General features: G+C 56.7%; 20 protein-coding genes. 11 read left to right on the forward strand and 9 right to left on the reverse strand.

From position 1 onward, the window contains the following. Positions 1-14: 14 nt before the first annotated feature. Both MED193_RS20505 and ispG read left to right on the forward strand, forming a co-directional pair. Positions 15-1235, forward strand: a complete 1221-nt coding sequence (locus MED193_RS20505) for a helix-turn-helix domain-containing protein (RefSeq protein ID WP_039967127.1) — start codon at positions 15-17, stop codon at positions 1233-1235. A gap of 171 nt (positions 1236-1406) precedes the next feature. After that, positions 1407-2534 (forward strand): flavodoxin-dependent (E)-4-hydroxy-3-methylbut-2-enyl-diphosphate synthase, encoded by a 1128-nt coding sequence (ispG, locus tag MED193_RS20510; protein WP_009811695.1) that lies wholly within the window; start codon positions 1407-1409, stop codon positions 2532-2534. 146 nt (positions 2535-2680) lie between these two features. Here the strand turns inward: ispG and MED193_RS20515 are convergent, their stop codons facing one another. After that, positions 2681-3172 carry a DUF2938 family protein gene (locus MED193_RS20515; protein ID WP_009811696.1) on the reverse strand — a complete coding sequence of 164 codons (492 nt, stop codon included), beginning with the start codon at positions 3170-3172 and terminating at the stop codon, positions 2681-2683. Between the two features lie 64 nt (positions 3173-3236). On the opposite strand from MED193_RS20515, the gene MED193_RS20520 reads away from it, so the two are divergent. Continuing rightward, positions 3237-3647, forward strand: coding sequence for a helix-turn-helix domain-containing protein (locus MED193_RS20520; protein ID WP_009811697.1), 411 nt, complete (start codon positions 3237-3239; stop codon positions 3645-3647). Positions 3648-3756: 109 nt separating this feature from the next. On the opposite strand, the gene MED193_RS20525 is transcribed toward MED193_RS20520, so the two are convergent. Both MED193_RS20525 and MED193_RS20530 read right to left on the reverse strand, forming a co-directional pair. Next, a complete protein-coding gene (locus tag MED193_RS20525; RefSeq protein WP_009811698.1) occupies positions 3757-4527 on the reverse strand; it encodes a DsbA family protein in 771 nt (256 codons plus the stop codon). After that, entirely contained in the window at positions 4524-5876 is a 1353-nt protein-coding gene (locus MED193_RS20530) for a M48 family metalloprotease (RefSeq protein WP_198133873.1), read from the reverse strand. The genes MED193_RS20525 and MED193_RS20530 overlap by 4 nt, the downstream gene beginning before the upstream one ends. Positions 5877-5898: 22 nt before the next feature. Here MED193_RS20530 and MED193_RS20535 point away from each other — a divergent pair, with 22 nt between their 5' ends. The 3 genes from MED193_RS20535 (at position 5899) to MED193_RS20545 (ending at position 11109) form a co-directional block, all read left to right on the forward strand. Beyond that, positions 5899-7044 carry a pyridoxal phosphate-dependent aminotransferase gene (locus MED193_RS20535; RefSeq protein ID WP_039966493.1) on the forward strand — a complete coding sequence of 382 codons (1146 nt, stop codon included), beginning with the start codon at positions 5899-5901 and terminating at the stop codon, positions 7042-7044. A 107-nt stretch (positions 7045-7151) separates the two neighbouring features. Next, positions 7152-8387 (forward strand): N-acetylmuramoyl-L-alanine amidase, encoded by a 1236-nt coding sequence (locus tag MED193_RS20540; RefSeq protein ID WP_009811701.1) that lies wholly within the window; start codon positions 7152-7154, stop codon positions 8385-8387. A 217-nt stretch (positions 8388-8604) separates the two neighbouring features. Continuing rightward, positions 8605-11109: a penicillin-binding protein 1A gene (locus tag MED193_RS20545; protein ID WP_009811702.1), complete on the forward strand. Its 2505-nt coding sequence runs from the start codon at positions 8605-8607 to the stop codon at positions 11107-11109. A gap of 67 nt (positions 11110-11176) precedes the next feature. On the opposite strand, the gene MED193_RS20550 is transcribed toward MED193_RS20545, so the two are convergent. Beyond that, positions 11177-13258 carry a Hint domain-containing protein gene (locus tag MED193_RS20550; RefSeq protein WP_009811703.1) on the reverse strand — a complete coding sequence of 694 codons (2082 nt, stop codon included), beginning with the start codon at positions 13256-13258 and terminating at the stop codon, positions 11177-11179. A 308-nt stretch (positions 13259-13566) separates the two neighbouring features. Here MED193_RS20550 and prfB point away from each other — a divergent pair, with 308 nt between their 5' ends. The 3 genes from prfB to MED193_RS20565 all read left to right on the forward strand — a co-directional run bounded on the left by prfB (position 13567) and on the right by MED193_RS20565 (position 17175). Further along, positions 13567-14691, forward strand: a complete 1125-nt coding sequence (prfB, locus tag MED193_RS20555) for a peptide chain release factor 2 (protein ID WP_009811704.1) — start codon at positions 13567-13569, stop codon at positions 14689-14691. A 267-nt stretch (positions 14692-14958) separates the two neighbouring features. After that, positions 14959-16374: an amidase gene (locus tag MED193_RS20560; protein ID WP_009811705.1), complete on the forward strand. Its 1416-nt coding sequence runs from the start codon at positions 14959-14961 to the stop codon at positions 16372-16374. A gap of 36 nt (positions 16375-16410) precedes the next feature. Further along, the gene (locus tag MED193_RS20565) at positions 16411-17175 is read left to right on the forward strand and encodes a DUF2189 domain-containing protein (protein WP_039966496.1); all 765 of its coding nucleotides are present in this window, start codon (positions 16411-16413) and stop codon (positions 17173-17175) included. A 65-nt stretch (positions 17176-17240) separates the two neighbouring features. Here MED193_RS20565 and MED193_RS20570 read toward each other — a convergent pair whose 3' ends face one another. Then, positions 17241-17999: a helix-turn-helix domain-containing protein gene (locus MED193_RS20570; protein ID WP_039967132.1), complete on the reverse strand. Its 759-nt coding sequence runs from the start codon at positions 17997-17999 to the stop codon at positions 17241-17243. Between the two features lie 273 nt (positions 18000-18272). On the opposite strand from MED193_RS20570, the gene MED193_RS22425 reads away from it, so the two are divergent. Next, complete coding sequence (locus tag MED193_RS22425; protein WP_009811708.1) at positions 18273-18785, forward strand: hypothetical protein; 513 nt, start codon at positions 18273-18275, stop codon at positions 18783-18785. Between the two features lie 182 nt (positions 18786-18967). On the opposite strand, the gene ilvN is transcribed toward MED193_RS22425, so the two are convergent. From ilvN to MED193_RS20595, 4 genes are all read right to left on the reverse strand, one after another. Further along, positions 18968-19528, reverse strand: coding sequence for an acetolactate synthase small subunit (gene ilvN, locus MED193_RS20580; protein WP_009811709.1), 561 nt, complete (start codon positions 19526-19528; stop codon positions 18968-18970). 74 nt (positions 19529-19602) lie between these two features. Next, the gene (locus MED193_RS20585; RefSeq protein WP_039967135.1) at positions 19603-21354 is read right to left on the reverse strand and encodes an acetolactate synthase 3 large subunit; all 1752 of its coding nucleotides are present in this window, start codon (positions 21352-21354) and stop codon (positions 19603-19605) included. Positions 21355-21729: 375 nt separating this feature from the next. Beyond that, positions 21730-22374 (reverse strand): response regulator transcription factor, encoded by a 645-nt coding sequence (locus MED193_RS20590; protein ID WP_009811711.1) that lies wholly within the window; start codon positions 22372-22374, stop codon positions 21730-21732. Between the two features lie 59 nt (positions 22375-22433). Further along, complete coding sequence (locus MED193_RS20595) at positions 22434-23870, reverse strand: cache domain-containing protein (protein WP_009811712.1); 1437 nt, start codon at positions 23868-23870, stop codon at positions 22434-22436. A 249-nt stretch (positions 23871-24119) separates the two neighbouring features. On the opposite strand from MED193_RS20595, the gene MED193_RS20600 reads away from it, so the two are divergent. Next, positions 24120-25202: a TRAP transporter substrate-binding protein gene (locus MED193_RS20600; RefSeq protein ID WP_009811713.1), complete on the forward strand. Its 1083-nt coding sequence runs from the start codon at positions 24120-24122 to the stop codon at positions 25200-25202. Positions 25203-25264: the final 62 nt, after the last annotated feature.

Genomic DNA, 25264 nt, shown 5'->3' on the forward strand with positions numbered 1-25264 from the left:
ATGGGACAGCGGGCATGATTAGGCGCCTCACTTTGCGCAAGTCGAAGGAGCATGAGCAGGTCTCAGCTCCCAAGAGTTTCGATGACTATGAACTGCGCCTTGGCGATATGATGCGGGGAGAGCGGGCCACCATGGGGAAATCCCTACTGGATGTCCAGCGTGAGCTTCGAATCAAGGCCTCCTACATCGCTGCCATCGAGAATGCCGATCCTTCCGTTTTTGATACCCCCGGCTTTATCGCCGGCTATGTGCGCTCCTACGCGCGGTACCTGAACATGGATCCCGAAATTGCCTTTGATACCTTCTGTCGTGAGAGCGGTTTTGCTGTCGCCCATGGGATGTCGTCAGAGGCTTCTTCACGCAAAGAAGTTATTGTTCCTGTGACCACTAGCGGCGGGCTGGGAAGTGGGGCCTTTACTGCACCTACAACGCCTTTTGCACCGGCTGCTAGCGGGTTCTTCGCACAGATCGAACCGCGTGCCATTGGTTCTCTGATGGTGCTGGTCGGCTTGATCGCTGGGATCGGTTACGGCGGTTTGAGCGTCCTGAGAGAAGTGCAGCAGGTGCAATTCGCGCCGGTCGAACAGACACCGCTTGTTCTGGCGGATGTGGATCCGCTCCAGGGCGCGCGCTCCGGGGCTGGCTCCCTGTCCTCTTCTGCCATCACGCATGAGACAGATATCGCAGCAGCGGCTTTGGATCGTCTTTATCGCCCTCAGGCGCTGGATGTGCCGGTTCTGGTTGCCCGCGATGCGCCTATCGCCTCGTTGAACCCTGGCAGCCTTGGCAATTTTGCTGTACCCGAACTGCCCAGTCTCACACTTGCAGAGGCGAGCCTGCCGTCGACAGAGCCTTCTGGGCTTGCCGTTCCGCAGGTTGTTGAAACGGTTTCACCTGGTGTTGAAATGGTCGCTGTGCGGCCCTCTTGGGTGCAGGTCACCTCGGCGGATGGCTCTGTCATCTTTGAGGCGATCATGAATGCAGGCGACAGTTTTTCGGTTCCGCTGACGGAAGAGGCCCCAAAACTGCGCACAGGCGAAAGCGGCGCGATCTATTTTGCTGTCAACGGCAGCCATTTTGGCCCAGTTGGTGATCGCGGTCAGGTTAGCAAGAATGTCGACCTCTCGGTTGATGGTGTGTTGGACCGCTTCGAGGTGGCCGACTTGACAGACGGCAAGAACAGCGCGCTTGCAACTATGGTTGCAGCTTTGCAAACGCAACCTGAATCCGAATAAGCACCTCATCCTTTCCCTGATACATAGGGTGTCGCTCCAGATTGCGTTCCTTGTTTCCTTCAGAGCGCAATTAAACCACTTTGTTGAGCCCAGGATCTGGTGCGCCCCATTGCAGCGTACGCGCTGAGGCCATATCTAGCAGGGAACAAGGATCAACCGGGATCAGCCTGCATGTCGATGAACCACATTCGCCCTTGGCGCAATATTGAGCGCCGTAAAAGCCGTCAGATCCATGTCGGCAAGGTCGCCATTGGGGGGGATGCGCCTATTGCGGTGCAGACCATGACCAACACGCTCACCACAGATGTTGCAGCCACCATTGCGCAGGTGCAGGCCGCTGCCGAGGCTGGTGCGGACCTGGTGCGGGTCTCAGTTCCGGATGAGGCCTCCTCGAAGGCCCTAAAGGAAATTGTGGCTGAGAGCCCGGTGCCGATCATCGCGGATATTCATTTCCACTACAAACGCGGCATCGAGGCCGCTGAGGCCGGGGCAGCCTGTCTGCGGATCAATCCTGGCAATATCGGTGATGAAAAACGTGTGGCCGAGGTGATCAAGGCCGCCCGTGACCATGACTGCGCCATCCGGATTGGCGTTAATGCGGGTTCATTGGAAAAACACCTGCTGGACAAGTATGCAGAACCCTGTCCTGACGCCATGGTGGAAAGCGGATTGGATCACATCAAGATCCTGCAGGACCACGATTTTCACAATTTCAAGATCTCTCTCAAGGCCTCGGATGTCTTTATGACCGCGGCCGCCTATATGCAGCTGGCCGAGGCCACAGATGCGCCGATCCATATCGGAGTGACTGAGGCCGGTGGTTTTGTCTCGGGCACCATCAAATCGGCCATTGGACTGGGGCAGCTGTTGTGGATGGGCATCGGTGATACCCTGCGGGTGAGCCTTTCTGCGGATCCGGTCGAAGAGGTCAAGGTCGGCTTTGAAATCCTCAAATCCCTGGGCCTGCGCCATCGTGGCGTTAATATTATCTCCTGCCCTTCCTGTGCGCGGCAGGGGTTTGACGTGATCAAAACTGTTGAGGCGTTAGAGGACCGTTTGGCCCATATCCACACCCCGCTAAGCCTGTCGATCATTGGCTGCGTGGTTAATGGTCCCGGCGAGGCACTGATGACCGATGTGGGCTTTACCGGCGGCGGTGCGGGATCCGGCATGGTCTATCTGGCAGGCAAAGCCAGCCACAAGATGAGCAATGCGGCCATGGTGGATCACATCGTCGAGGAGGTGGAGAAAAAGGCTGCCGAGATCGAAGCGAAGGAGGCGCTAGGCGCCGAAGGCTGACTGTCACGGAAACTTGGACTGAATTGGGTTAAAGGGCGCCAACTCAGGCGCCCTTGGCTCTTTCTTTTACCCATAATTCATTGGCCTAGAGCACTCGACATTTCTTACCGTACAGGTTGCCCAGGTTTGGCGAGCCATAGCAGGTCCTAAAGAAGGGCGTTCATTGCAGCTATGCACAGCCAAAGACCCAATCCGAAAACGGTATGGGTGATCATCCCTTTTAGGCGCATCCTCCATGGGGTCGGGGCATTCGACATTGCCAGCCCCCAACCAAAGAGCGGCTGAAAGACAAGCCATGGCACCAAGACTGTCGCAAGGCCAAAACTCAGACCTTGCCAGATCTGAGGTGCATTGAATGCCGAAGCGCCAAACAGTAGGGCAAAACTGATCCCAAAAAAAATTCCCAGGATCACATGCGCAGACCATCCGAGTATGGCTTCACCAGCAACAGGCGGAGATGCGCGGATATCATCGTGAAAAATACCCTGGCGAGGAAGCGATCCGATCCAACGGCCCACCATGCAGTAGAATGTGTGTGTGGCCTTTGTTCCCTGACGTAAAAACGTGAAAAGATCGGTGAAGATGGTCGCGCCCAAACCGGCAGTCGCGCCAAAAAACAGTAACTCCGCGAAATCCATGCGCTTTCCTTTCTATGACGAATCTCGCATTGTTTCTGCAACTTAAAGCGAGGTTTAAGTCAATATGTACCGGCTAGATATTGCAGAGGTTGCTTCGCAAAGCGGATTGGCCCCATCGACTTTGCGCTACTATGAGAAGAGGGGGTTGATTACTTCAGACGGTCGCCGAGGGCTGCGTCGGGAATACGACGACAGCGTGTTGATGCGGCTGGCTTTGATTTCGCTTGGGCGTAGGGCAGGCTATTCTCTCGAAGAGATTAGAGCGCTGTTTCGACCGCAGGGTGGGAAATACGATCTCAATCGCCAAGAGCTGCGCAGCCAAGCGAATACCCTACGTAGGCAAGCGCAGGAACTCTGCGCAACTGCGGAACTGTTGGACCACATCGCTGCCTGCACTGCCCCTTCCTACCTGGAGTGTCCGAGGTTTCAAGATATATTGAAAGACACCCTCAAGACCAAAGAGGGAAAGGCATAAGCTGGTTCGGCTTTGATGAAGGTCGAGGGGCGAAAGCCACTACTCGCGGCATCATCTATTGCAAAGAACAGGGCCAACTCAGGGCCCTGTTCAATGGGAAGGCGCAATATCAGCTGTTTTCTTCGCGCTGTTCATCCACAATGATCTTCAATTGATCTGCAGGCAGATAGCCCCGTAGCAACTGATTGCCGAGTACAAAGGTCGGCGTGCCCGATATGGCCAGGTTCTGGGCCAGGGCGCGAGTGCGGCGTAGTTCATCGGTGACAGCCTCTGAATCCATCGCTTCCCAAATTGCATCCGCATCTAGAGACAGGCCATTGGCCAAGCGGCGCATGGTGACTTCGTTCAGTTCACTGGTCATCTCGATCAGGGCTTCGTGGACTTGCTTATAAGCGTCATTCCCAGCCACTTGTTTGGTGGCAACAGCAAAGCGAGAGGCGAACAGAGATGCTTCTCCCAAAATGGGGAATTCTTTTACAATAAGCCGGATATTGCCGTCGGCTTGCAATAGTTTGGCCACTTCGGGTGCCGCTTTGCGGCAGTACCCACAGCGGTAGTCCATAAATTCAACTAGAGTGATATCACCGTCTGGGTTGCCTCCGACCCAAGAGTACCCATCGTTGTGCAGCTCTTCCAGGTTGGCCGCAACCATGGCAACATCGCGGGTCGCCTCATCTGTTGCCTGCTGCTGTTCCAGCAGGTTGACAGCTTCCAGTATGATTTCGGGGTTTTCCAGCAAATAGGCGCGTACTTCGGCGCCAAAGGCCGCGCGTTCTTCCGCGGTCATAGCGCCGAGATCAAAAGCCTGCGCCGGAAGGCCACCCAAGAAGAGCGCCGCTGCAGTTGCCATTCCTGTGGCCATGCGCGTAAGAGGTTTCATCGTCGTTTCCTTTTTTGAATTTGTTCATAGGCCAGTAAAACATCCTGCGCACGACGCCAGGTGGTGGAACCACGTGGTAATAGCGCGACGGCGCGTTTTGCGTGAAGCCCTGCATCTTCGAAACGCCCAGAAAGGGCGTAGCGTTCGGCAGTCACCAAGGCCGCCATCCCGTTTTGACCGGTTTTGGCATAGGCCTGTGACATATCCCGCAGGACCAGCGCATTGCGAAAATCCAGATTGCGGGAGCGTTCCATTGTTTTTAGGGCGGCGCTTGGTGATCCTGCCGCCAGTTGGGCGCGTCCATAGCTGGCCAGGACCAATGAATCGGCGGGGGTCAGTTGAACTGCACGCGCGAAACTGTTCTTCGCTTCGCTCCAGTGTCGGTTTTCAAATAGGATCTGGCCCTTGAGGTCATGATAGAAGGCATCTTTGGGGCGGATTGCCAGGGAGCCATTGATGGCACGCAGTGCCTGTTGCAGGTTACGCCGACGGTGATGGGCAATGGCTTCGCGCATCAGGCGAATGTCCCGGTGGGATTCTTCCTTGGCGCGGCGCAGGCTCCATTTTGGGGATCGTTTAAAGGCCGAAAGTTTCCCGCGAATACGGGCAAACCAATAGTCCGCTTCGGGGGCGGCAGCTGTGCCCCTGCCATGTGAGGCGACAAAGGCTTCGGCTGCGCGGATCCTATCGCGGCTCAAGGGATGAGAACGCATGTAAGGGTCTTGATTGGCCAGGCTCAGCACTTCTTGGCCGGCGAAGATCCGGTGCAGATCAACCAATCCCTGCGGGTCGATGCCGGCCGCGATGAGAAAGCGGGCGGCAGCGCGATCAGCGGAGGATTCTTCGGCGCGGGTATGCGACAGAAAACCTCGCAGGGCGGAGGTCTGGGTTCCGATCGCGATCCCTCCAGCTGCCTCACTTGCGCCTGCAGCGGCAGCGATGGCGGCCAGGGCCAGGCCAAGCCCGACGGCGGTTCCAGCGGACTGCAGGTTCTGCTGCCGCCGGGCCAGATGCCCATTGGAAATATGCGCGGCCTCATGGGCGATGACCGCCTGAAGCATTTCGGGACTGGTGACCTTTAAGATCAAGCCGTAGTTGATAAAAATTGTGCGACTATCCAAGACAAAGGCATTGAACTGTGAATCGTTCACGACCAAGACGCGCAGTCGTTTGGCATTGAGCCCTGCGGCCCGCAGTACGGGGGCGGCCAGCCTGGACAGGCCCTGTTCGATATCCGCATCTCGCAATAGCGTAATGGTCGCCGCCTGCACACAGGTGGCGGTATAGACGAGCAGGCAAAACACCACAGCCGGGATTGACGCCAGCCGAGAGAAGCGGTCAAAAGTCATGCGCGCACCATGGGAGATCATTATGCGAAACTCAAGCAGATCAAACGTCGATCCCTTCATTGTGATGGATGTGATGGAGGCGGCTCGCCAGGCGGAAGAGCAGGGACGTCACATTATCCATATGGAAGTGGGCCAGCCTTCAACGGGGGCACCGATGGCGGCGCGGCGGGCTTTGTCGGATGCGCTGGAGGACAATAGTCTGGGTTATACAGTTGCCCTAGGCTTGCCTGCGCTGCGACAGGGGATCGCGCGGCTTTATGGTGAATGGTATAATGTGGATCTAAACCCGGACCGGGTGGTGGTCACTCCTGGGTCTTCTGGCGCCTTTCTGCTGGGGTTTACGGCCTTGTTCGACAGCGGCGACCGCGTTGGCATTGGGGCACCGGGCTATCCCTCATATCGTCAGATCCTGTCTGCATTGGGCTTGACACCTGTTGATATCGAGACCGCGCCGGAAAACCGGTTGCAACCTGTGGCGTCAGACCTAGAGGGGTTGGATCTCGCTGGGCTGATGGTTGCATCACCAGGGAACCCCACGGGAACGATGCTTGACCGTGCAGCAATGGGGCAGCTCATAGATGCGGCCAAGGCGCAAAATGCTTCTTTTATTTCTGATGAGATTTACCACGGTCTGGAATATGAAGCTAAGGCGGTGACCGCCTTGGAGCTCACCGATGAGTGCTATGTGATCAACTCCTTCTCCAAGTTCTTTTCCATGACCGGCTGGCGGGTGGGCTGGATGGTGGTTCCCGAAGATCACGTGCGCGTCATCGAGCGGCTGGCGCAAAACATGTTCATCTGCGCGCCGCATGCCAGTCAGATTGCAGCCCTAGCCGCGCTTGATTGCCAAGATGAGATGCGCGAGAATCTCGCCGTTTATGCGCGCAACCGGCAATTGATGCTGGAAGGGTTGGTCGCGGCTGGTTTTGACAAAATCGCGCCACCTGATGGTGCCTTTTATGTCTACGCGGATGTCTCTGACCTGACCACCGACAGCCGGAGTTTTGCAGCAGAAATTCTTGAGAAGGCGGGCGTTGCCGTGACGCCGGGGCTGGATTTTGACCCCAAACGTGGCGCGACGACGCTCCGGTTTTCCTACGCGCGAGGGACTGCAGATATTGAAGAAGGCCTGTCACGGCTAAAGCAGTTTATGGCGGCGCGGGGCTGAAAGCACTGATTTGGGGCGAACGGGGTTTCTCCCTGTTTGATATCTTGCCCTCGTGATGGCTAAAGTAGCCGCAAGGCCGAAAGAAAAGAGCAAGGCAGGGGCAGGACATGGGCAAGTTACACGCAGCGATGGCGGCCTTGTGGCTGGGAGGGCTCAGCCTCATGGGCTCGTTGGCCTCTGGGCAGGAGTTTAGTGGCCTTGCCAGGATTACCAGCGAGATCTCTCAGGTTCGAGATACAGGTCGGGGTGCTGCGATCCAGCTTGGGCTTAGCCAAGGCGTGCCCTACCGGTTGTTCACGCTTGATGAGCCCGCGCGGCTGGTGCTTGACTTTCAGGAGGTCGACTGGACTGGGCTCAACGCGGATGAGTTCTTGACCGGTGAAGCCATTACGTCAGTCCAATTTGGCACCTATGTCCCTGGCTGGTCCCGTATGGTTCTGGAGCTCTCCGGCCCTATGGCGGTTGGGGCGGCGGAACTTGATGTGGACCCGGTAACTGCGGCAGCGGTGCTCACCTTGGCCCTGGCACCCAGCACGCCCGAAGACTTTGCCAGGGGGGCTGGTGCGCCACAGGATGAGCGCTGGGATTTGCCAGCCCCGCAGGCTTTGGATGTGGTGCCACCGCGGGATGAAAACGCGCCGCTCTTGGTGGTTTTGGATCCGGGGCATGGCGGCATTGATCCAGGTGCCAAGGCAGAAGGCGGCGTGGTTGAGAAAGATTTGATGTTACAGTTTGCGCTGGAACTGGGCGAAATCCTCGTGCGGTCCGGTCAGTTTGATGTGCAGGTCACGCGCGATGGCGACTACTTTGTCTCCTTGGAGCGTCGCACCGCATTGGCGCACCAGGCCGGGGCTGATCTGTTTATCTCTTTGCATGCGGATTCGCTGACACAGGGCCACGCACATGGCTCAACGGTCTATATTCTGTCGGAAGAGGCTTCTGATGCGGCCTCGGCCAGCCTGGCAGAGCGCCACGATCGGGCAGACCTTCTGTCTGGCACCGATCTGAGCCATACGGATGATCTGGTGGCTGGGGTGATGCTTGATCTGGCGCGGCAGGAAACTCAACCACGCAGCGTCGCCTTGGCGCAGGCCCTGGTTGCAGGGCTGAAGCAACAGGGTGGGCCGGTTAATCGTAAGCCTTTGCGATCCGCAGGGTTCTCTGTGTTGAAATCTGCAGATATCCCATCAGTTTTGGTTGAAATCGGCTTTTTATCCAGCGCCCGGGATCTGGCCAACTTGCAAAACCCTGAATGGCGGCGCCAAACGGCGACAGCTATGCTGAAAGGTCTGATTGACTGGCGCATCGAAGACGAGGCGCGTCGCGCCCTGGTGCGCCAATAACCAGACAGCGCTTTCGCCAAATAGAGCCCTTTCAATGAAGGGCTTAATCTGTGAGCGCTATACCGGCGATCACCGGATTCGGAGGGCACTGGCAGGGACTGATGATGCGCAACGGGGTGATTTTCCCCCTTTAGCGGCATCTTTCCGCTGTTTCCGCTTTTGACCCCAGGCCATTGCCCTCCTATATAGGCGGCACCCCGCGTGAAAGGCAGCATCCGTGCTCAGGTTTATTCTATCCTTCTTTGGTTCTATTTTCAGCACCATTACCCTTGGTATTGGTATGGTGGCGCTGACTCTTGGGGCGATTTTCTGGATCTATGGGCGCGATCTCCCCAGCCATGAATCCCTGTCGCAGTATCAGCCCCCAACCATCAGCCGGATCTATTCCGGCGAGGGGCGGATGATTGATGAATTTGCCAAGGAACGGCGCCTGTTCACACCGTCGTCTGACATTCCCGACCTGGTGAAACAGGCCTTCATCTCGGCGGAGGATAAGAACTTTTATTCCCACAAGGGCTACGACGCCCGAGGCATTGCGGCCGCAGCGGTTGAGGCTGTGCGCTCGCGTGGGGGCAACGTACGGGGGGCCTCGACGATCACTCAGCAGGTTATGAAAAACTTCCTGCTGTCCGGTGATCGTAAAGCGGCACGCAAAATCAAGGAGATCATCCTCGCCACACGGCTTGAGGAAACTCTGGATAAAGATCAGATCCTTGAGTTGTATCTCAACGAGATTTTCCTAGGCCAGAACTCCTACGGGGTGACGGCTGCGGCGCAGACCTATTTCAACAAAACCCTGGGCGAGCTGGCGCCACATGAGGCGGCAACCCTTGCTTCGATGCCCAAGGCTCCTTCGGATTTCCATCCGGTCCGCCGTAAGGAGCGTCTGACGGAACGGCGCGACTATGTGCTGCGCGAGATGTTTGAAAACGGCTATATCTCTGAGGCTGTCTATAAGGTCGAGGTGCAACAGCCGCTTCGCTCCGTTCAAAATGGCGATTTTGAGAGTTTCCGCACGGCGCTGCCGCCACGTGACTATTTCTCTGATGAGATCCGCCGCCAGCTGTCCGAAGACTTTGGCGAGGGAGAGTTCTTTACTGGGGGCCTGTCGGTGCGGGCGACCATTGACGCTGAGATGCAGACAGAGGCTGCCGATGCGCTGCGCACGGGGTTGCAGAAATATGACCGCTCTCGTGGGATTTGGATCGGGACCGGCGTCGCCCTGGAAGAGGCGGTGTTGGCGGATGAAGCCAGTTGGCGAGAGGCGCTCGCCGAGGCCGAAGTGTCCCGCGATATTACCCTGGGCGGCAAGTGGTATCCGGCGGTTGCGCTGGAGGTTGGCGACAAAAACCTTGTTGTAGGCGTTGAGGGGCAGACGGGCACGGGACAGGTGCCGCGCGATGACATCAAATGGATGAAGGGCAGCTTTAAGGACAATATCACTCGTGGCGATGTGGTTCATGTGCGTGCGGTCAAGGCAGATGACGGCAGTATCCGGCACTGGTCCCTGCGTCAGGTGCCTGAGGTTCAGGGCGGTTTTGTTGCGATGGATGTAAACACAGGCCGGGTTCTGGCGATGCAGGGCGGTTTTTCCTATCAGCACTCGGTGTTTAACCGCGCTACTCAGGCGCAGCGCCAGCCTGGGTCCAGTTTTAAGCCCTTTGTCTATGCTGCAGCGCTGGACAGTGGCTATAGCCCTGCAACCATCGTCATTGACGCGCCAATCGAGATCAACACACCGCAGGGGTTGTGGCGGCCCAAGAACTCGTCGAACAAGTTCTATGGTCCAACGCCATTGCGCACAGGGATCGAGCAGTCGCGGAACTTGATGACCATTCGTCTGGCGCAGGAAGTTGGCATGCCTGTTGTCGCCGGCTATGCGGAACGTTTTGGTGTTTACAACAACATGGGCGCTTTTCTGGCCAACTCGTTGGGGGCAGAGGAAACCACGCTGTACAAGATGGTGGCAGCCTATGCGATGTTTGCCAATGGCGGCCAGCGGGTGCAGCCAACCCTGGTCGACCGGGTTCAGGACCGCTATGGCCGGACAATCTACCGGCATGATGATCGCGACTGTGTGGATTGTTCCGCGCCGGGGTTGCCAGCTGGGCGGTCGCCCCGCATTGATTCCAACCGCGAGCAGGTGATGGATCCGATCACTGCCTATCAGCTCAGCTCGATGATGAAGGGCGTGGTGGATCGCGGGACTGCCTCTAGCGTGATCAACTTACCGGTTCCGACGGCGGGCAAGACCGGGACAACGAATGATTCCCGCGATGTCTGGTTCGTGGGCTTCACCTCCAATATCGTCGCTGGTTGCTACATGGGTTTTGATCAGCCGCGCCCGATGGGGCGGGGGGCCTATGGTGGTACGATGTGCGGGCCAGTGTTCCAGCAATTCATGAAGGTGGCCACCGAGAAATTCGGCGGCGGACCATTCGAGGTGCCGGAGGGCGGTCATTTTATCAAGATCGACCGCTACACGGGCGCCCGCCTGCCTGACAGCGCTTCGGGGGCCTATGTGGTGGCTGAGTATTTCCGCGATGGCGCTGAACCCATCTTTGGTCTTGCCTTTGATGGCGGTTTTGCAATGGGCTCAGATCTGCCGCTGCTGGAAGAGGTGCAGCAATCGGGGCGTCAGGTCACAACCTCGAGCGGAGGCACTGCGGTTCTGGGGCCAAAGGCAACCTTTGGCACGGTGACCTCTGGCGGTCAGTATTAGAACGCGCGCGCCATAATCACCTCAGACCACTTGGCCAGATGCAACCCTGTGGTTTGCGCCTGCCGTCCTAGGCGGTCAGGGTCAGGGTTTCCGGGCGGGTCAGGCAGTAGCGCGCTGTGGGGCCAAAGCTTTCTGGATGGCTGCGCAGTTCTGGCATGCATTCAAACAGACTGAACAAGGCAGGTGGGCCAAGGGCTTCGAGCGCTTGATCGCCGGGAAAGAAACTCTCGGCGGGACAGTTTTCCGCGTAGATGATTTCGTGTTGGTCCAGCAGCAGATGCACGTAGGTGACCACGCCGCCAGGTTGGCGGCGAATGCTGTGGTCATTGACCAGATGATGGGCTGACGCCAGGACTTCGCTTGCATCAAACAGCAACCGTGTTGTGGCTCCTGAGAGCAGCATCCGGTGTTGTGGCGAGACCAAAAGATCGCGGCTGGCGCCAAAGGTGCCCGCGGAAATGCGGACCGGAGCCCAATCCCCCATGGCTGGCACTGTTGTCTTGCCGACCCAACGCACCGGCTGAAAACCATTGTCGCGGGTAAGCACCAGATCCCCCTGAACCAGCTCCTCGATTGGAATTGCGCCCATAGCAGTGGAGATTCGTGTGCCAGCGACAAAGCAGACGATGTTTTCGATATTGGTGAAATTTACTGTTGAACCGTCTAGTAGGGTAGCAGTCCCGCTCATGGTGCCATCATCGCTGGTGGCTGTGATGTTCAGACTGCCCGGATCAAGAAGGCCATTGAAGTCGAGCGTGTCAAAGTCAGTGCCGCCCTCACCGCCGTCAATGGTAATGCTGGTCGCGCCGGTATCCCCGGTATCGGTGAATAAGAATGTATCTTTGTCGTCTCCGCCTAAAGCGGTATCCCCTTCTCCAACCAGAATTTGGTCAGTGCCACTGCCACCAACCAGAGAGTCGCTTCCAGCGCCGCCTTCCAAAGTGTCGTTGCCAGCCTCGCCAAAAATCGTGTCATCGCCGGCTCCGCCACTGAGTGAATCATCTCCTGCTTCAGGTGTGACGACTGGGAGGGTGAACTGTATATCCGTGACCATGTAGTCGGAGCCATCGGTCAGGTCAGTTTGCATATTGGCGGTCAGAACCAGTTGGTCGAAGTCCCCGACGCCACTGATCGAAACGGTGCCGGCACCGCTGCCCAGGGCGTCTTCGGTGAAATCGCCCTCCGCGACGAGGACACCGTTGTCATAGACGGCCCAGTGACCGACCTCCCCGTAGGTATCTGTGTATAGATGTTCGACACCAAAAGTGATTTCATCAACGGGTTGATCCAGATCGACAATGAGCGCTTCGGATTCACCCGTGGCGGTATCATAGCCGATTTGGGCGGTGACCGCGCTGTCACTGTCGGTAATGGCTCCAGCGACACCAAACCCGCCACCGAAGTAGTCAAGGCTCGCTGCGCCACCACCGATACCGGTGGCTGTGACGTTGTAGCCATTGCCAGTATCTGTTACATTCGAGTCGTTGATCGTCACCGCCTTTGTGCTGAGATCAGACCACTGATTTGTGTCGCCGTAGATGAGGTCGTTGCCGTCGCCGCCGTCGATACTGTCCAGGCCACTCCCGCCAAACAAATTGTCGTTGCCCAGGCCGCCATCCAGGGAGTCGGCACCTTCGCCGCCTTGTAATGTGTCGCTGCCTGCGCCGCCAGACAGGGAGTCGTTGCCGGCCTCTCCCAATACGGAATCATCGCCGTCACCAGCCAAGACGGTGTCGTTCCCAGCTCCGGCCATGACACTATCATCATTGCCTGACGCACCACCGCCACTGCCATTGTCAATCTGATCCCCATCCGGATCTATGTATCTTTCGTCGATCAGTTCTGAATTGCTGGTACCATCAATTGTGCCGTCGATGGCTGAATAACTGGGGGCTGTGGCTGCACTTGCGCTCTCTAGCGTATCAACGGGGCCAAAGTCGGAAATAAAGTAAACATTCCCGTCGGTTCCCAAAGAGTAGGTGCCGCTTTCAAGTTCGTTTGAATAGTAGGACCCGCCGACCCATCCGGACCAAGACCATGACCCGGCCCCAATTACAGAGTCTGTTGTAAAAGAAACAGCGCCGCCGGAGATGGTATCTCCGGAGTTCAGACTATTGTCCCCAAGCGATACCAAATATCCTAAAGGCATTTGTCTAACCTTCTCCATCTATTCGCAGATTGCATCGATGGATTGTTCCTCGGATGATAGCAGTCTGGTCTAGGAAACTCGGGGGATAAGATGAGCGAAAAGTGATAAAGGTCGCGTTGATACAGGCGAGCAATCTGTTTCAATTTTTAGCCAACTGCGAGGGCGTAGAGGGTTTGAAACCTCGCTACGCCGTCTTTGGTGGAGAGCGATGGGATTGGGTCAACAAAGAGACCCACCGCTGCGCTGCTTGCTCGCAGGACAGGACTGGTTTATCACCCAAGCCTGATACGCAAGTTCAAGGACATATCATGCGCGCTGAGACCCAAAACACCGTGGCCGAGATTGAGAAGTCTCTGGAGCTGTTGGCCCAGCGTCTGAATTGGGAAACCGCCGAATACCGGTTGGAGGAATTCAATGCGCGTGTTGAAGATCCGAACCTTTGGGATGATGCAGAGGCCGCGCAAAAGCTGATGCGCGAGCGTCAAAACTTGGTGGATGCCATCGATACCTACAAGGGAATCAAACAGGACTTGGCCGATAACATCGAGCTGATTGAACTGGGCGAGATGGAAGAGGATCAGGAAGTTATCACCGATGCGGAAGAGGCGCTCAAAGCCCTGAAAGTGTCTGCCGCAGAGAAAGAGCTGGAAGCCCTGCTGGACGGGGAGGCTGACAGCAATGACACCTTCCTCGAAATCAACTCAGGTGCGGGCGGCACCGAGAGCTGCGACTGGGCTTCTATGCTAGCACGGATGTATGTGCGCTGGGCGGAGAAAAAGGGCTACAAGGTCGAGCTGCAGTCCGAAAGCGCGGGCGAAGAAGCTGGCATTAAATCCGCAGCCTACAAGATCAGCGGCCACAATGCCTATGGCTGGCTGAAGTCAGAAAGCGGCGTACATCGTCTGGTGCGGATCTCTCCTTTTGATTCTGCAGCCAAACGTCATACGTCTTTCTGCTCTGTCTGGGTCTACCCGGTGGTGGATGACAATATCGAAATTGATGTGAACCCTGCCGATATCCGCATAGATACCTACCGGTCTTCTGGGGCGGGTGGCCAGCACGTGAACACCACCGACTCTGCGGTGCGGATTACCCACCATCCCACCGGTATTGTGGTCACATCATCCGAAAAATCTCAGCACCAAAACCGTGACATCGCGATGAAGGCCCTGAAATCACGGCTTTATCAAATGGAACTGGATCGGCGCAACGCCGCCATCAATGAGGCTCATGAAAACAAAGGCGATGCAGGTTGGGGCAGTCAGATCCGCTCTTATGTCTTGCAGCCCTACCAGATGGTCAAAGATCTGCGCACCAGCCATGAGACCTCTGACACCAAGGGGGTGCTCGACGGTGATCTGGATGGGTTCATGGCAGCAACGCTCGCGTTGAACGTCGCGGGCAAAAGCCGCTCTGAAGCACAAGGCGAATAACCTCGCTTTCCTCGGTTTCGAGTCTAATGCATAAGGCCCGCGGTATCCTCGAGCAACAGCACGGGCCCGGCGAAAAGATTGTTCGCCGTTCCCGCTGTCTACTAGCTTGCTTTTCTTGCGGGCGCTCGGACTATCAGGGCGCTGGGTGGTTTTCTGATTAAAGAGTTTGTTTTTTCAAGCTGTTTAAAAGCTTAGCCTTAGGTGTTGCTTTTCAGATCTGATTTCCAGCGTTAGGCTTGCCTGCAGATATGGCAGGAGCGGACGTGGATGTATGAACCCTTTGGATCGGCGCAGGACCTGGTTGCCAACCTGCGCAGTGGAGCGCTGAGCGCAGTGCAGTTGATGCAGTCCACCCTGGATCGGATTGACGCGCTTAACCCGCAGCTGAATGCGATTGTAGCCCTGCGTGATCGGGGCGAGCTGATGGCAGAAGCCGAAGCCGCCGACAGGGCCACCACCCGTGGGGCGTTGCACGGATTGCCCATGGCGATCAAGGATTTGGCGAATGTCAAAGGTCTTGCGTCAACGCAGGGCTCGCCCTTGTTCAAAGAATTTGTGCCGCAACAGGATGAGCTTTTTGTGGCGCGGCTGCGTGCAGCAGGCGCTATCTTCATTGGCAAGACCAATACGCCGGAGTTTGGCCTGGGCTCTCACACTTTTAATCCGGTTTATGGTGCGACTAGAAACCCCTTTGATCCAGATCGCAGCTGCGGTGGATCATCGGGCGGTGCAGCGGTGGCCCTGTCTGCGGGGTTGGTCGCTCTGGCGGATGGCTCTGACATGATGGGGTCCCTGCGAAATCCGGCGGGGTGGAATAACGTCTATGGCTTTCGCCCCACCTGGGGCTGCGTCCCGGCTGAGCCCAGCGGGGATCTGTTTCTGCACCAACTGTCCACCCTTGGCCCGATGGCGCGCAGTCCCGATGACATTGCGCTCTTGCTCGATGTGATGCCTGGCCCCGATCCGCGCCAGCCTTTGGCCCGCGCGCGCGAGGCGACGCTGCCATTACCTGACGTGGCCCCTATGCGCATTGGCTGGCTGGGGGATTGGGGCGGGGCCTTTCCGATGGAGCCAGGTATTCTGGACACCTGCAAAGAGGCCCTCACGCATCTGTCCGCTCAGGGACATTCTGTTGAGGCTGTATCTCCCCCGTTCTCGGCCGAGGAAATTTGGACATCGTGGATCACCCTGCGCTCTTTTGCGGTGGCTGCGGGGCTTCGCGCACTAGATGACCAACGCGCGCACCTGAAAGAGACCGCCATATGGGAATTGGATCGGGGGCTCTCCTTCAGCGCTCAAGAGATTCAGCAGGCCTCTGATCTGCGCTCAAATTGGCAACGCCGGGCCGCAGAATTGTTCCAGAACTATGACGCGCTTGTGCTGCCCACGGCGCAGTGCTGGCCTTTTTCGTTGGATCTTGAATACCCGCGTGAGATCAATGGCCTTGAGATGGATAGTTACCACCGCTGGATGCAGGTTGTAACGCCGGTCAGCCTGCTTGGGCTGCCCTGTTTGGCGGTCCCGGCCGGGTTTGGCGCTGCTGGTTTGCCTATGGGGCTACAAATCTTTGCCGCACAGGGGCAGGATCGTAGCCTGCTGGCTTTGGGGCAGGGATATCACCTGCAAAGTAAGCTTCCGCAGAGGGCCCCGCCGACCTTGGCGGGATCCGGGGAGGGAACCTAAAGAAACGCGTAAGATTTTTCTGGGGAGGAAAATTTAGTGAGTACAAAACCATTTGGAGTGCCAGAGCTACAGCCAATGCGGGGGAAGATCCTGACCCAAGCGCTGAAATGTGGCTGGCAGGACTTTTGCAAAAAGCCGCTCTATGGGCTGTTCTTTGCTGGGTTCTACGTTTTGGCAGGCTGGGTCATGACCTGGATCACTCTGGCAACTGGCACCACATTCTGGCTGGTGCTGGCAGCCATCGGGTTTCCATTGATCGGCCCCTTCGCCGCGGTTGGACTATATGAGGTCTCTCATCGTCTGGAGCAGGATGAACCGATGAGCGCCGGGGATATTCTTGGTGTCATCCTGCACCAAAGTCGCCGCCAGTTGCCTTCGATTTGCGCCATTATCATTGTCGTGTTTTTGTTTTGGTTTTTTCTGGGGCATATGATCTTTGCGCTGTTTCTGGGGCTGTCAACGATGACCAATATCTCCAGCTCGCTAGAGGTTTTTCTGACTCTGAATGGCATGTTGATGCTGGCCGTTGGCAGTCTTGTTGGGGCGCTGTTTGCGCTACTGCTTTATATGATCACGGTGATCTCATTGCCGCTATTGCTCGACCGGGAGGTGGATTTTGTCACCGCGATGATTGCCAGCTTTACCTATGTGCAGAGAAACTTCCTTTTGATGATGCTTTGGGCTGTCGGCGTTGCCGTCCTGACCTTTGCAGCATTGATGCCTGGCTTTGTCGGGTTGTTTGTCGTTCTTCCATTGTTGGGGCATGCCACCTGGCACATTTATCGCCAGATTGCCCATTGAGCCCAATCGCCCAGCCAGTCAAGGTGCTGCGAATATTTCTGACGGGAAGCTCGCTCTGGGTCGCCTCAGCGGAAGGGTTCCTCCGGTCGCAGCAGGTGGCGGTGATAGGGCAGCAGGTCCTGAGTAGTGGAGAACCCGGCGCTGCGGGCGGCCTGTAGAGCACGCCCCATATCCTGTCCAAGGTATTCGTAGACCATGCGGGTCACGCGTTCACCGCTGCCGTCGCGTACCGTCCGCGCGACATATCCAAGCCAGAAATTGTTCTCCAACGATCCGATCCGCGCCAGATAGTTGAAGGAATAAGTCATGGCGTTGCGTCGTGAGATGATAAAGGCGACCCCGTCCTCATGGGAGGTAACAACGCCGCGAAATTCACGCATCTTGGCGCCTTCCGACAGGCCTTGATAGCGCATTGCGTCGCGGGCCTCGTAGCCTTTGATGTAGGTGGCGGTTGTGCCAGAGCGGAAGACGTAAACAAGCCCGATGACAAATTTATTGCCATCGACAAAACTGCGCCGTGTGAAACGATAGAATCCCGTTGGAAACGTGGTTTCGTCAAGGTTGCGAATACCGTGGCCTAGAAAGTCCGCGAGAAACGGGCCATTCAGAATTTGCCCCTGGCGCCCAATTGTCCCAACTGGTTCTAGCAGTATACGGGCATCTACCTCAAAGAAGGTACAGATCCGGTCAAGAATGTCGGGTCGCGGGAAGCTCTCGCCAGACATGTAACGGTTGAACTGGGTTCGATTGATCCCGAGGCGCCGAGACAATTCTGAAATCGAAGGGTAGTTCTGGGCCAAGTGACGCAAATTGGTTCCAAACATATTGCGCAATTGTGCCGGCGAGCGGTTGGTTTCAGCGGCTGTTTGGCCGGAAACGTCCAGTGAGTCTGCCATGGTGGCCAGGGTATCCTGTTGTAGTGACGTAATATGTCACGCGTATCGCCGAGTGGACGCTATTTCGCATCATGCTGCTTCTAATTTGTATCACAGTTTTACCGGGGCAGACACAAAATGCAATGGATCGACGCATTTTTGACGATGTTGCAATAGGGCTATTTGAACCAAGATTGATCCGTCCAAGTTGCGAGGCCCGTTATGATTGGAATTGTTCTCTGGAGTGAGGCCACAGCCGGAAAAGCAGTTATATGGTGCGAAGATCAGGGGGATTTGGCTTTCTATTCCCATGATGACGCCAGTGAAGCCTTCAATGTCCACACTGGTGACTGGGTTGCATTCAGCCTAGAGTTGAAAGCTGATTTGCGTTTGGCGCATAACATTCAGGTTCTTCAGGAGCCGGGTTGCCCTCATTTGGCGCAGGATCTTGTGACCGCAAGCGAGAAGGATGATATGGCCAGTCCACTCGCTCTTGTTGGGACATCCGCGCGGGGGGATTGTGAAGATAGGCTTCAGACGTCGCATGCGGGAGCGAAACCAGAGACGGGTCAGGCTAATCCAGCAGTTCCACTAAGAGCGGATAGCGTTGCTTTGGAAAAGGTGAGCGAGGGCCTGTCGGTTATGGAAGGCCTGGGATCTGCACCAGCAGATGGAGCAACTGCGAACGTTATCGCCTTTCCGGTAGATAAGTCCGGGGGCCTGCGTCGCGCGTGAAGGTGTGTTCCACTCAGCCAGGGCTAACAAACACCAAAGCCTGTACAAAATATGCGGTCTTTGGGACGTGGCGCATGGCGTAGGTTTCGGCCTCTTGGACCCCTAGCTGCGAGTTATCCCATTTGCGACAAAGGCCAGCCTGACGACTGGCCTTTGTTGTATGCAGTGCTTCGCGATTAGATTTAGGTGCCGCGCAACAGGGCTGCGACACCTGTACGGGCGACTTCGGCGAGACCAAGAGGTCTCATCAAATCGGCAAAGGCGTCGATCTTGTCAGGCGCGCCGGTTATCTCGAAAATAAAGCTGTTCAAAGTGCTATCTACAACATTTGCGCGGAAGATGTCGGCCAGGCGCAGGGCTTCGACCCGTTTGTCTCCATCTCCAACAACCTTGAAAATGGCCAATTCCCGCTCAACAGAGGCGCCCTCGACGGTGAGATCATGTACCTCATAGACCGAAACGATGCGGCCAAGCTGCGCCTTGATCTGTTCAATGACCTGTGGGGTGCCGGTGGTTACCACAGTAATGCGCGACAGGTGCCCGGTGTGATCGACCTCGGCCACGGTCAGGCTTTCAATGTTATATCCGCGTCCGGCAAACAAGCCGATGACACGGGCCAGAACGCCGGGTTCGTTTTCGACTAGTACGGCAAGGGTGTGGCGTTCCTGTACGTCGGAAAAATTCGGACGCAGGTTATAGGCGGAATGGCGGGTGGAGCCTTTTTTGATATGTAGGGCAGACATTTATGTCCCTTTCTGAATTCGGGCCAAATTTGGGGCAGGGCGGTTCGCCCTGCAAAATCTCTGTGTGAAGGCGATTAGACCAAGACCGCGCCGCCGGATTGGATGACACCCTGGGTGTCAGCCTCGCCCATCAGCATTTCATTGTGCGCCTTGCCTGACGGAATCATTGGGAAGCAGTTCTCATGCTTTTCAACCAGACAATCAAAGATCACAGGGCCGTCATAGTTGATCATTTCCATGATCGCATCGTCCAGGTCCGCGGGATCTGAGCACAGGATACCCTTGGCACCAAAGGCCTCGGCCAGTTTCACAAAATCAGGCAGCGATTCTGACCAAGAGTGGCTGTAGCGCTCACCGTGCAGCAGCTCCTGCCACTGGCGTACCATGCCCAGGCGTTCATTGTTGAGGATGAACTGCTTGACCGGCAGGCGATACTGCGCCGCAGTGCCCATTTCCTGCATGTTCATCAGCCAGGAGGCCTCGCCGGCGACATTGATAACCAGGCTGTCTGGATGTGCCATCTGCACCCCGATGGAAGCAGGGAAGCCATAGCCCATGGTGCCGAGCCCACCGGAAGTCATCCAGCGGTTGGGATCCTCAAAGCCAAGATACTGCGCTGCCCACATCTGATGCTGACCCACCTCGGTGGTCACATAACGATCGCGATCCTTGGTCAGGACCTCGAGCCGTTCCAAGGCATACTGCGGTTTGATGGTCTTTTGCGAGCCAGTGTAGGCAAGGCAATTGACCTTGCGCCATTCTGAAATTTGCTTCTGCCATTTGGCAATCGCTTCGCGGTTGACCTTGCGGCCACGGGCCTTCCAGACCTTGAGCAGATCCTCAAGCACATGGCCCACGTCGCCCACGATCGGGATATCAATGCGGATCACCTTGTTGATCGAGGAGGGATCGATATCGATATGGGCTTTCTTTGAGTTCGGGCTGAAGGCATCAATGCGACCGGTGATGCGGTCATCAAAGCGGGCGCCAATATTGATCATCAGGTCGCAATCATGCATCGCCAGATTGGCCTCATACAGACCATGCATCCCCAGCATCCCCAGCCAGTTTTCGCCGGAGGCGGGATAGGCGCCCAGACCCATCAAGGTCGAGGTGATCGGAATGCCAGTGGCATCGACCAATTCGCGCAGCAGCTGACAGGCGGCGGGGCCAGAGTTGATCACGCCACCGCCGGTGTAGAAAACGGGGCGTTCTGCAGTCTCGATGGCGGCAACGAGCTCGGTGATCTCTTCCATATCGCCTTTGACGATTGGCTGATAACGCGAGGCATTTGGCTTGGCCGATTCATAGGTGCCAGTGGCAAATTGAACATCTTTGGGGATGTCGATCAGTACCGGACCAGGGCGGCCAGAGGTGGCAACATGGAAACCTTCGTGAAGGGTCGCGGCCAGCTTGTCCGTGTCTTTGACCAGCCAGTTATGTTTGGTGCAGGGGCGAGTGATCCCCACTGTATCCGCTTCCTGAAAGGCATCAGAGCCAATCATAAAGGTCGGAACCTGGCCGGTGAGAACCACCAGCGGAATGGAATCCAGCAGCGCATCCGTCAGGCCGGTCACGGCATTGGTCGCACCGGGGCCAGAGGTCACCAGCACAACGCCGGGCTTGCCTGTGGACCTTGCATAGCCTTCAGCGGCATGGACCGCGCCCTGTTCGTGACGCACCAGAATATGGCGAATGTCATTTTGCAGGAAAATTTCATCATAGATGGGAAGTACGGCGCCACCTGGGTATCCAAATACGGTGTCGACGCCCTGTTCTTTCAGGGCTTCAACGATCATCTTTGCGCCGGTCATTTCACGTGTCATCTGCTTTTTGCTCCAATTGGCGGCATCGTCCATTACGCATAAAAAAAGCCTCCGCTTATTCAGGGGAGGCGCATGGGTTTGAGTGTGGTCTACCGTTACCGGCCCATGCGCTTGGTTCCTACAATTACGACTAGGCTGGTCATCACCAGGCTCTCCTCTACTGCGTTGCAGCGAACACTATGTCTGTGAGGCCGGAGCGTCAACAGGCAAAGGGGCTGAAAATGCACCAATTTGGGACATTTTCTTGCGCTTGGACGCTCGCAGCGGACATATTTGGAAAAATGGGTCGCGATTTCTGGCTCAAAATGACCCTCTCCGCCCAAAAACGGGGGAGGTGCTTTTGATCTCCAGGCCACCAAATCTGTCTAGCACCTGTCAGAACTCATGGCCGGTACCTTGCAGGACGCCATGCTCAAGCGCATAGCGGGTCAGACCGGCAGTTGAGGAAATCCCCAGCTTGCGTTTGATGTTCTTGCGATGGGTTTCCACTGTTCGCACAGAAATATCCAGACTATGGGCAACGTCTTTGTTGGATTTGCCCTGGGCCAGTTCCAACAGGATGGTCTGTTCACGCCCGGTAAGGGCCTCGCGTGCTTCTCCGCTCTTGGGTTTTAGCGCGATTTCGGCCCCTGTACATAGATAGCGCTCACCTGCCATTACCGTGTCGATCGCCTGCTTGATCTCTTCTGTGGGCACGTCTTTTAGGATATACCCCATCGCCCCGTGGCTCAATGCCGTCGAGATATACTCTGGGCTGTCATGCATGGTGAGGATAACGATACGGGTCTCAGGCAGGCGCTCCAGGATCATTTCTGTTGCACTTAGGCCGCCCAGCCTTGGCATGTTCAGATCCATGAGGATTACATCGGGGGAGAGCGCCTGGGCCTGATCCACCGCCTCGGCCCCATCGTTGAGACAGGCAAGCACCTGGATGTCATCGTAGCTTTCCAGGATGGATTGAATGCCTTCGGCGACCATCGGGTGATCATCGACGATCAAAACGCGCACTGTAGTGTTCATGTCTTCCCCCTCACTCCCAAGCCGCGCATCGACCCTAGGCTACGCCAATGGCGCCCGCCTCAAACCGATCTGCTGCGCTGATCCTCGCCAAGGGACTCTCCCGGGGCCAAAAGATGGCTAAGGGGGAGGATGGCTTCGATGACAGTGCCGCTTTGGGTGCCACGAGATGACAGAATGCGTAAGGTGCCGTCAAGCTGCTCGATACGCTCTTGCATGTTGCGCAGCCCAATGCCGGGCCCAACTCTGTCCTTTTCAGAGGGCAAACCGTTACCATTGTCAGAGATGCGCAGCGTCGCGCCCTTGGCATGGCCGCGCAGATCCATGGTCATGACGGTTGCATTCGCATGGCGCTCGATGTTCATCAGCGCTTCCTGAGCGATGCGGTAAAGCGCGATCTTGGCTTCTGGATCAAGACGGTTGCGAAACACCACTGTGCTGAATTCAGACTTGATGCCAGTGCGGGTGGCAAAATCATCGGTCAAGGCTTTCAGCGCAGGCCCAAGGCCGAGATCATCCAAAACGCCAGGGCGCAGGTCGCGGCTGATGCGACGGACCTCGGTAATGGCGCTGGCCAGGTTTTCGATGCCCCTGTCGAGAGGGGGCAGGGCCCGGTCCAGCTCTCCGCGTTTGAGCCGTCTGCTGGCATTATCCAACGCATAGCGCACCCCGACCAGTATCTGGCTGATCCCATCGTGCAATTCCCGGGCGACTCTGCCGCGTTCTTCTTCCTGGGTGTCAAAGACCCGCTGGGTCAGCTCTTTTAGTTTTGCGTCGGCGAGACGGCGTTCACGGATGTTGAGCACCATACCGGAGGCAAAGACCACGATGAGCGAAGCCAGAGCAATGACGCCAATATAGAGAAAGGTGCGCTGGACACGGGCCTCAACTTCAGCACGGGCAGCAGCAACCGAGGACAGCACATCGTCAATAAAGACGCCTGTGCCCACGGCCCATTGCCAGTCCTGCAATCCGACAACGTAGGCTACCATTTGCGCCTCTTCACCCGTGGAGGGCTTTTGCCACATAAAGGTGTGCCAACCCGCTCCCTGCCGGGCCAAGCGGATAAATTCATCCACCACCGGCGTGCCCTGGCTGTCTGTCAGGCCTGACCAGTTGCGGGTGATAAAATCAGTTTGGCGTGGGCTAACGAGATTGGTGCCATCATAGTCGTAGACAAAGAAGAACCCATCAGTGCCATAAATCATTGATGAGAGGATCTGTGCCACCTGTTCCTTTGCGTCTTGGTCATCTGGTGCAGCGCGACCGTATATAAAGGAGAACCCGTTACGGGCCTGAGTCACATAGTTGCGCAGCTCTGCCTTTTTCGCTTCCAGCAGCTGATGCTGAAGCGCTTGAATCTCGCGTTCCGCCGAGCTGCGCGACTCAAAAGCGACCAAGAGCGCGATCGCCGCGACTGCAACAACAAGCGGCAGTGTCGCCAGAATCGAGAGCTTCTGTGCGTAGTTCGGACGAAAAAAGGAGCGAAAATCTGACATATGCCGAATCGTTACGCAATCTTGTAGCCGAATCAAAGGCCTGTAGTGGGGATTCGGCTGGCGAAAGGCAGGGATCGGGGGCAAAACGAGAAAAATCTGACCCCAGGGCATGTGATTCTGCGGTTTTTCTTGGGGCCTACGCAGTACTAGGTATTCACAAGTCCTACCGCACCGCTAGGCTAGCGCCACTCAAAGAGATCCGCCCGGCTACGGCTGGGCATAGGGACTACTAACGGGAGGAGCACTATTATGGATCGTCGTTCTTTTTTGAAAACATCTGCGCTGGGCGGGACCGCCGCAGCTGCAACCACTTTGGCCGCACCGGCATACGCACAGGGTAAACGTACCCTGACCATGGTTACCACTTGGGGCCGCGGTCTTGCTGGCGTTTTTGACGCCGCGCAGCGTGTTGCTGACAACGTAACCGCAATGTCTGACGGTCAGCTGACCATCGACATCAAAGCCGCCGGTGAACTGGTTGGCGCATTCGAAGTGTTTGACGCGGTATCTTCCGGTCAGGCTGACATGTACCACGGCGCCGACTACTATTTTGTTGGTCAGCATCCAGGCTATGCCTTCTTCACGGCTGTACCTTTCGGCATGACTGCTACCGAGCTGTCCAACTGGTACTATCAGGATGGCGGGATGGAGCTGCACGACGAGCTGGGTCAGATCTTTGGTCTGAAATCCTTCCTCGGCGGCAACACCGGCGCTCAGGCGGGCGGCTGGTTCTCGAAAGAGATCAACAGCCCCGAAGACTTCAACGGTCTGAAGTTCCGTATGCCTGGCCTCGGCGGCAAAGCTCTGGGTAAACTGGGCGCCTCCGTTCAGAACATCCCTGGCTCCGAAGTGTATCAGGCGTTGTCTTCCGGTGCCATCGACGGGACCGAGTGGATTGGCCCCTGGGCGGATGAAAAAGCCGGTTTCCAGGAAATCACCAAGACCTACTACACCGCTGGTTTCCACGAGCCAGGCGCCGGCCTGTCGGTTGCCACCAACCGTGACGTCTTTGACAGCCTGACGCCTGGTCAGCAGAAGATGATCGAAATCGCCTCTGGCGAATGCCACCAGTGGAACCTGTCTCAGTTCTTGGCCAACAACGGTGCAGCGCTGCAGCGTCTGCAGGCCGGTGGCGTCAAGGTCATGGAATTCCCTGACTCGGTCTGGGATGCGTTCGGTGCGGCTTCGAAAGAAGTCATGGACGAAAACATGGGCGACGATCTGTTCAAGAAAATTCACGACAGCGCAATGAAGTCGATGAAATCTTCTTCCGGCTGGCAAAACCTGTCGTCTGGTGTCTACACCGCACAGCGCGACCGCGTTCTGGGTTAACCCAACCCGACGTATCTTTTGGATCCCCCGCCTGGTGCGGGGGGTCCCTTTTTCATTTTTGC

This window comes from Roseobacter sp. MED193, from assembly GCF_000152965.1.
In the GTDB taxonomy this organism is placed as follows: Bacteria; Pseudomonadota; Alphaproteobacteria; order Rhodobacterales; family Rhodobacteraceae; genus Pseudophaeobacter.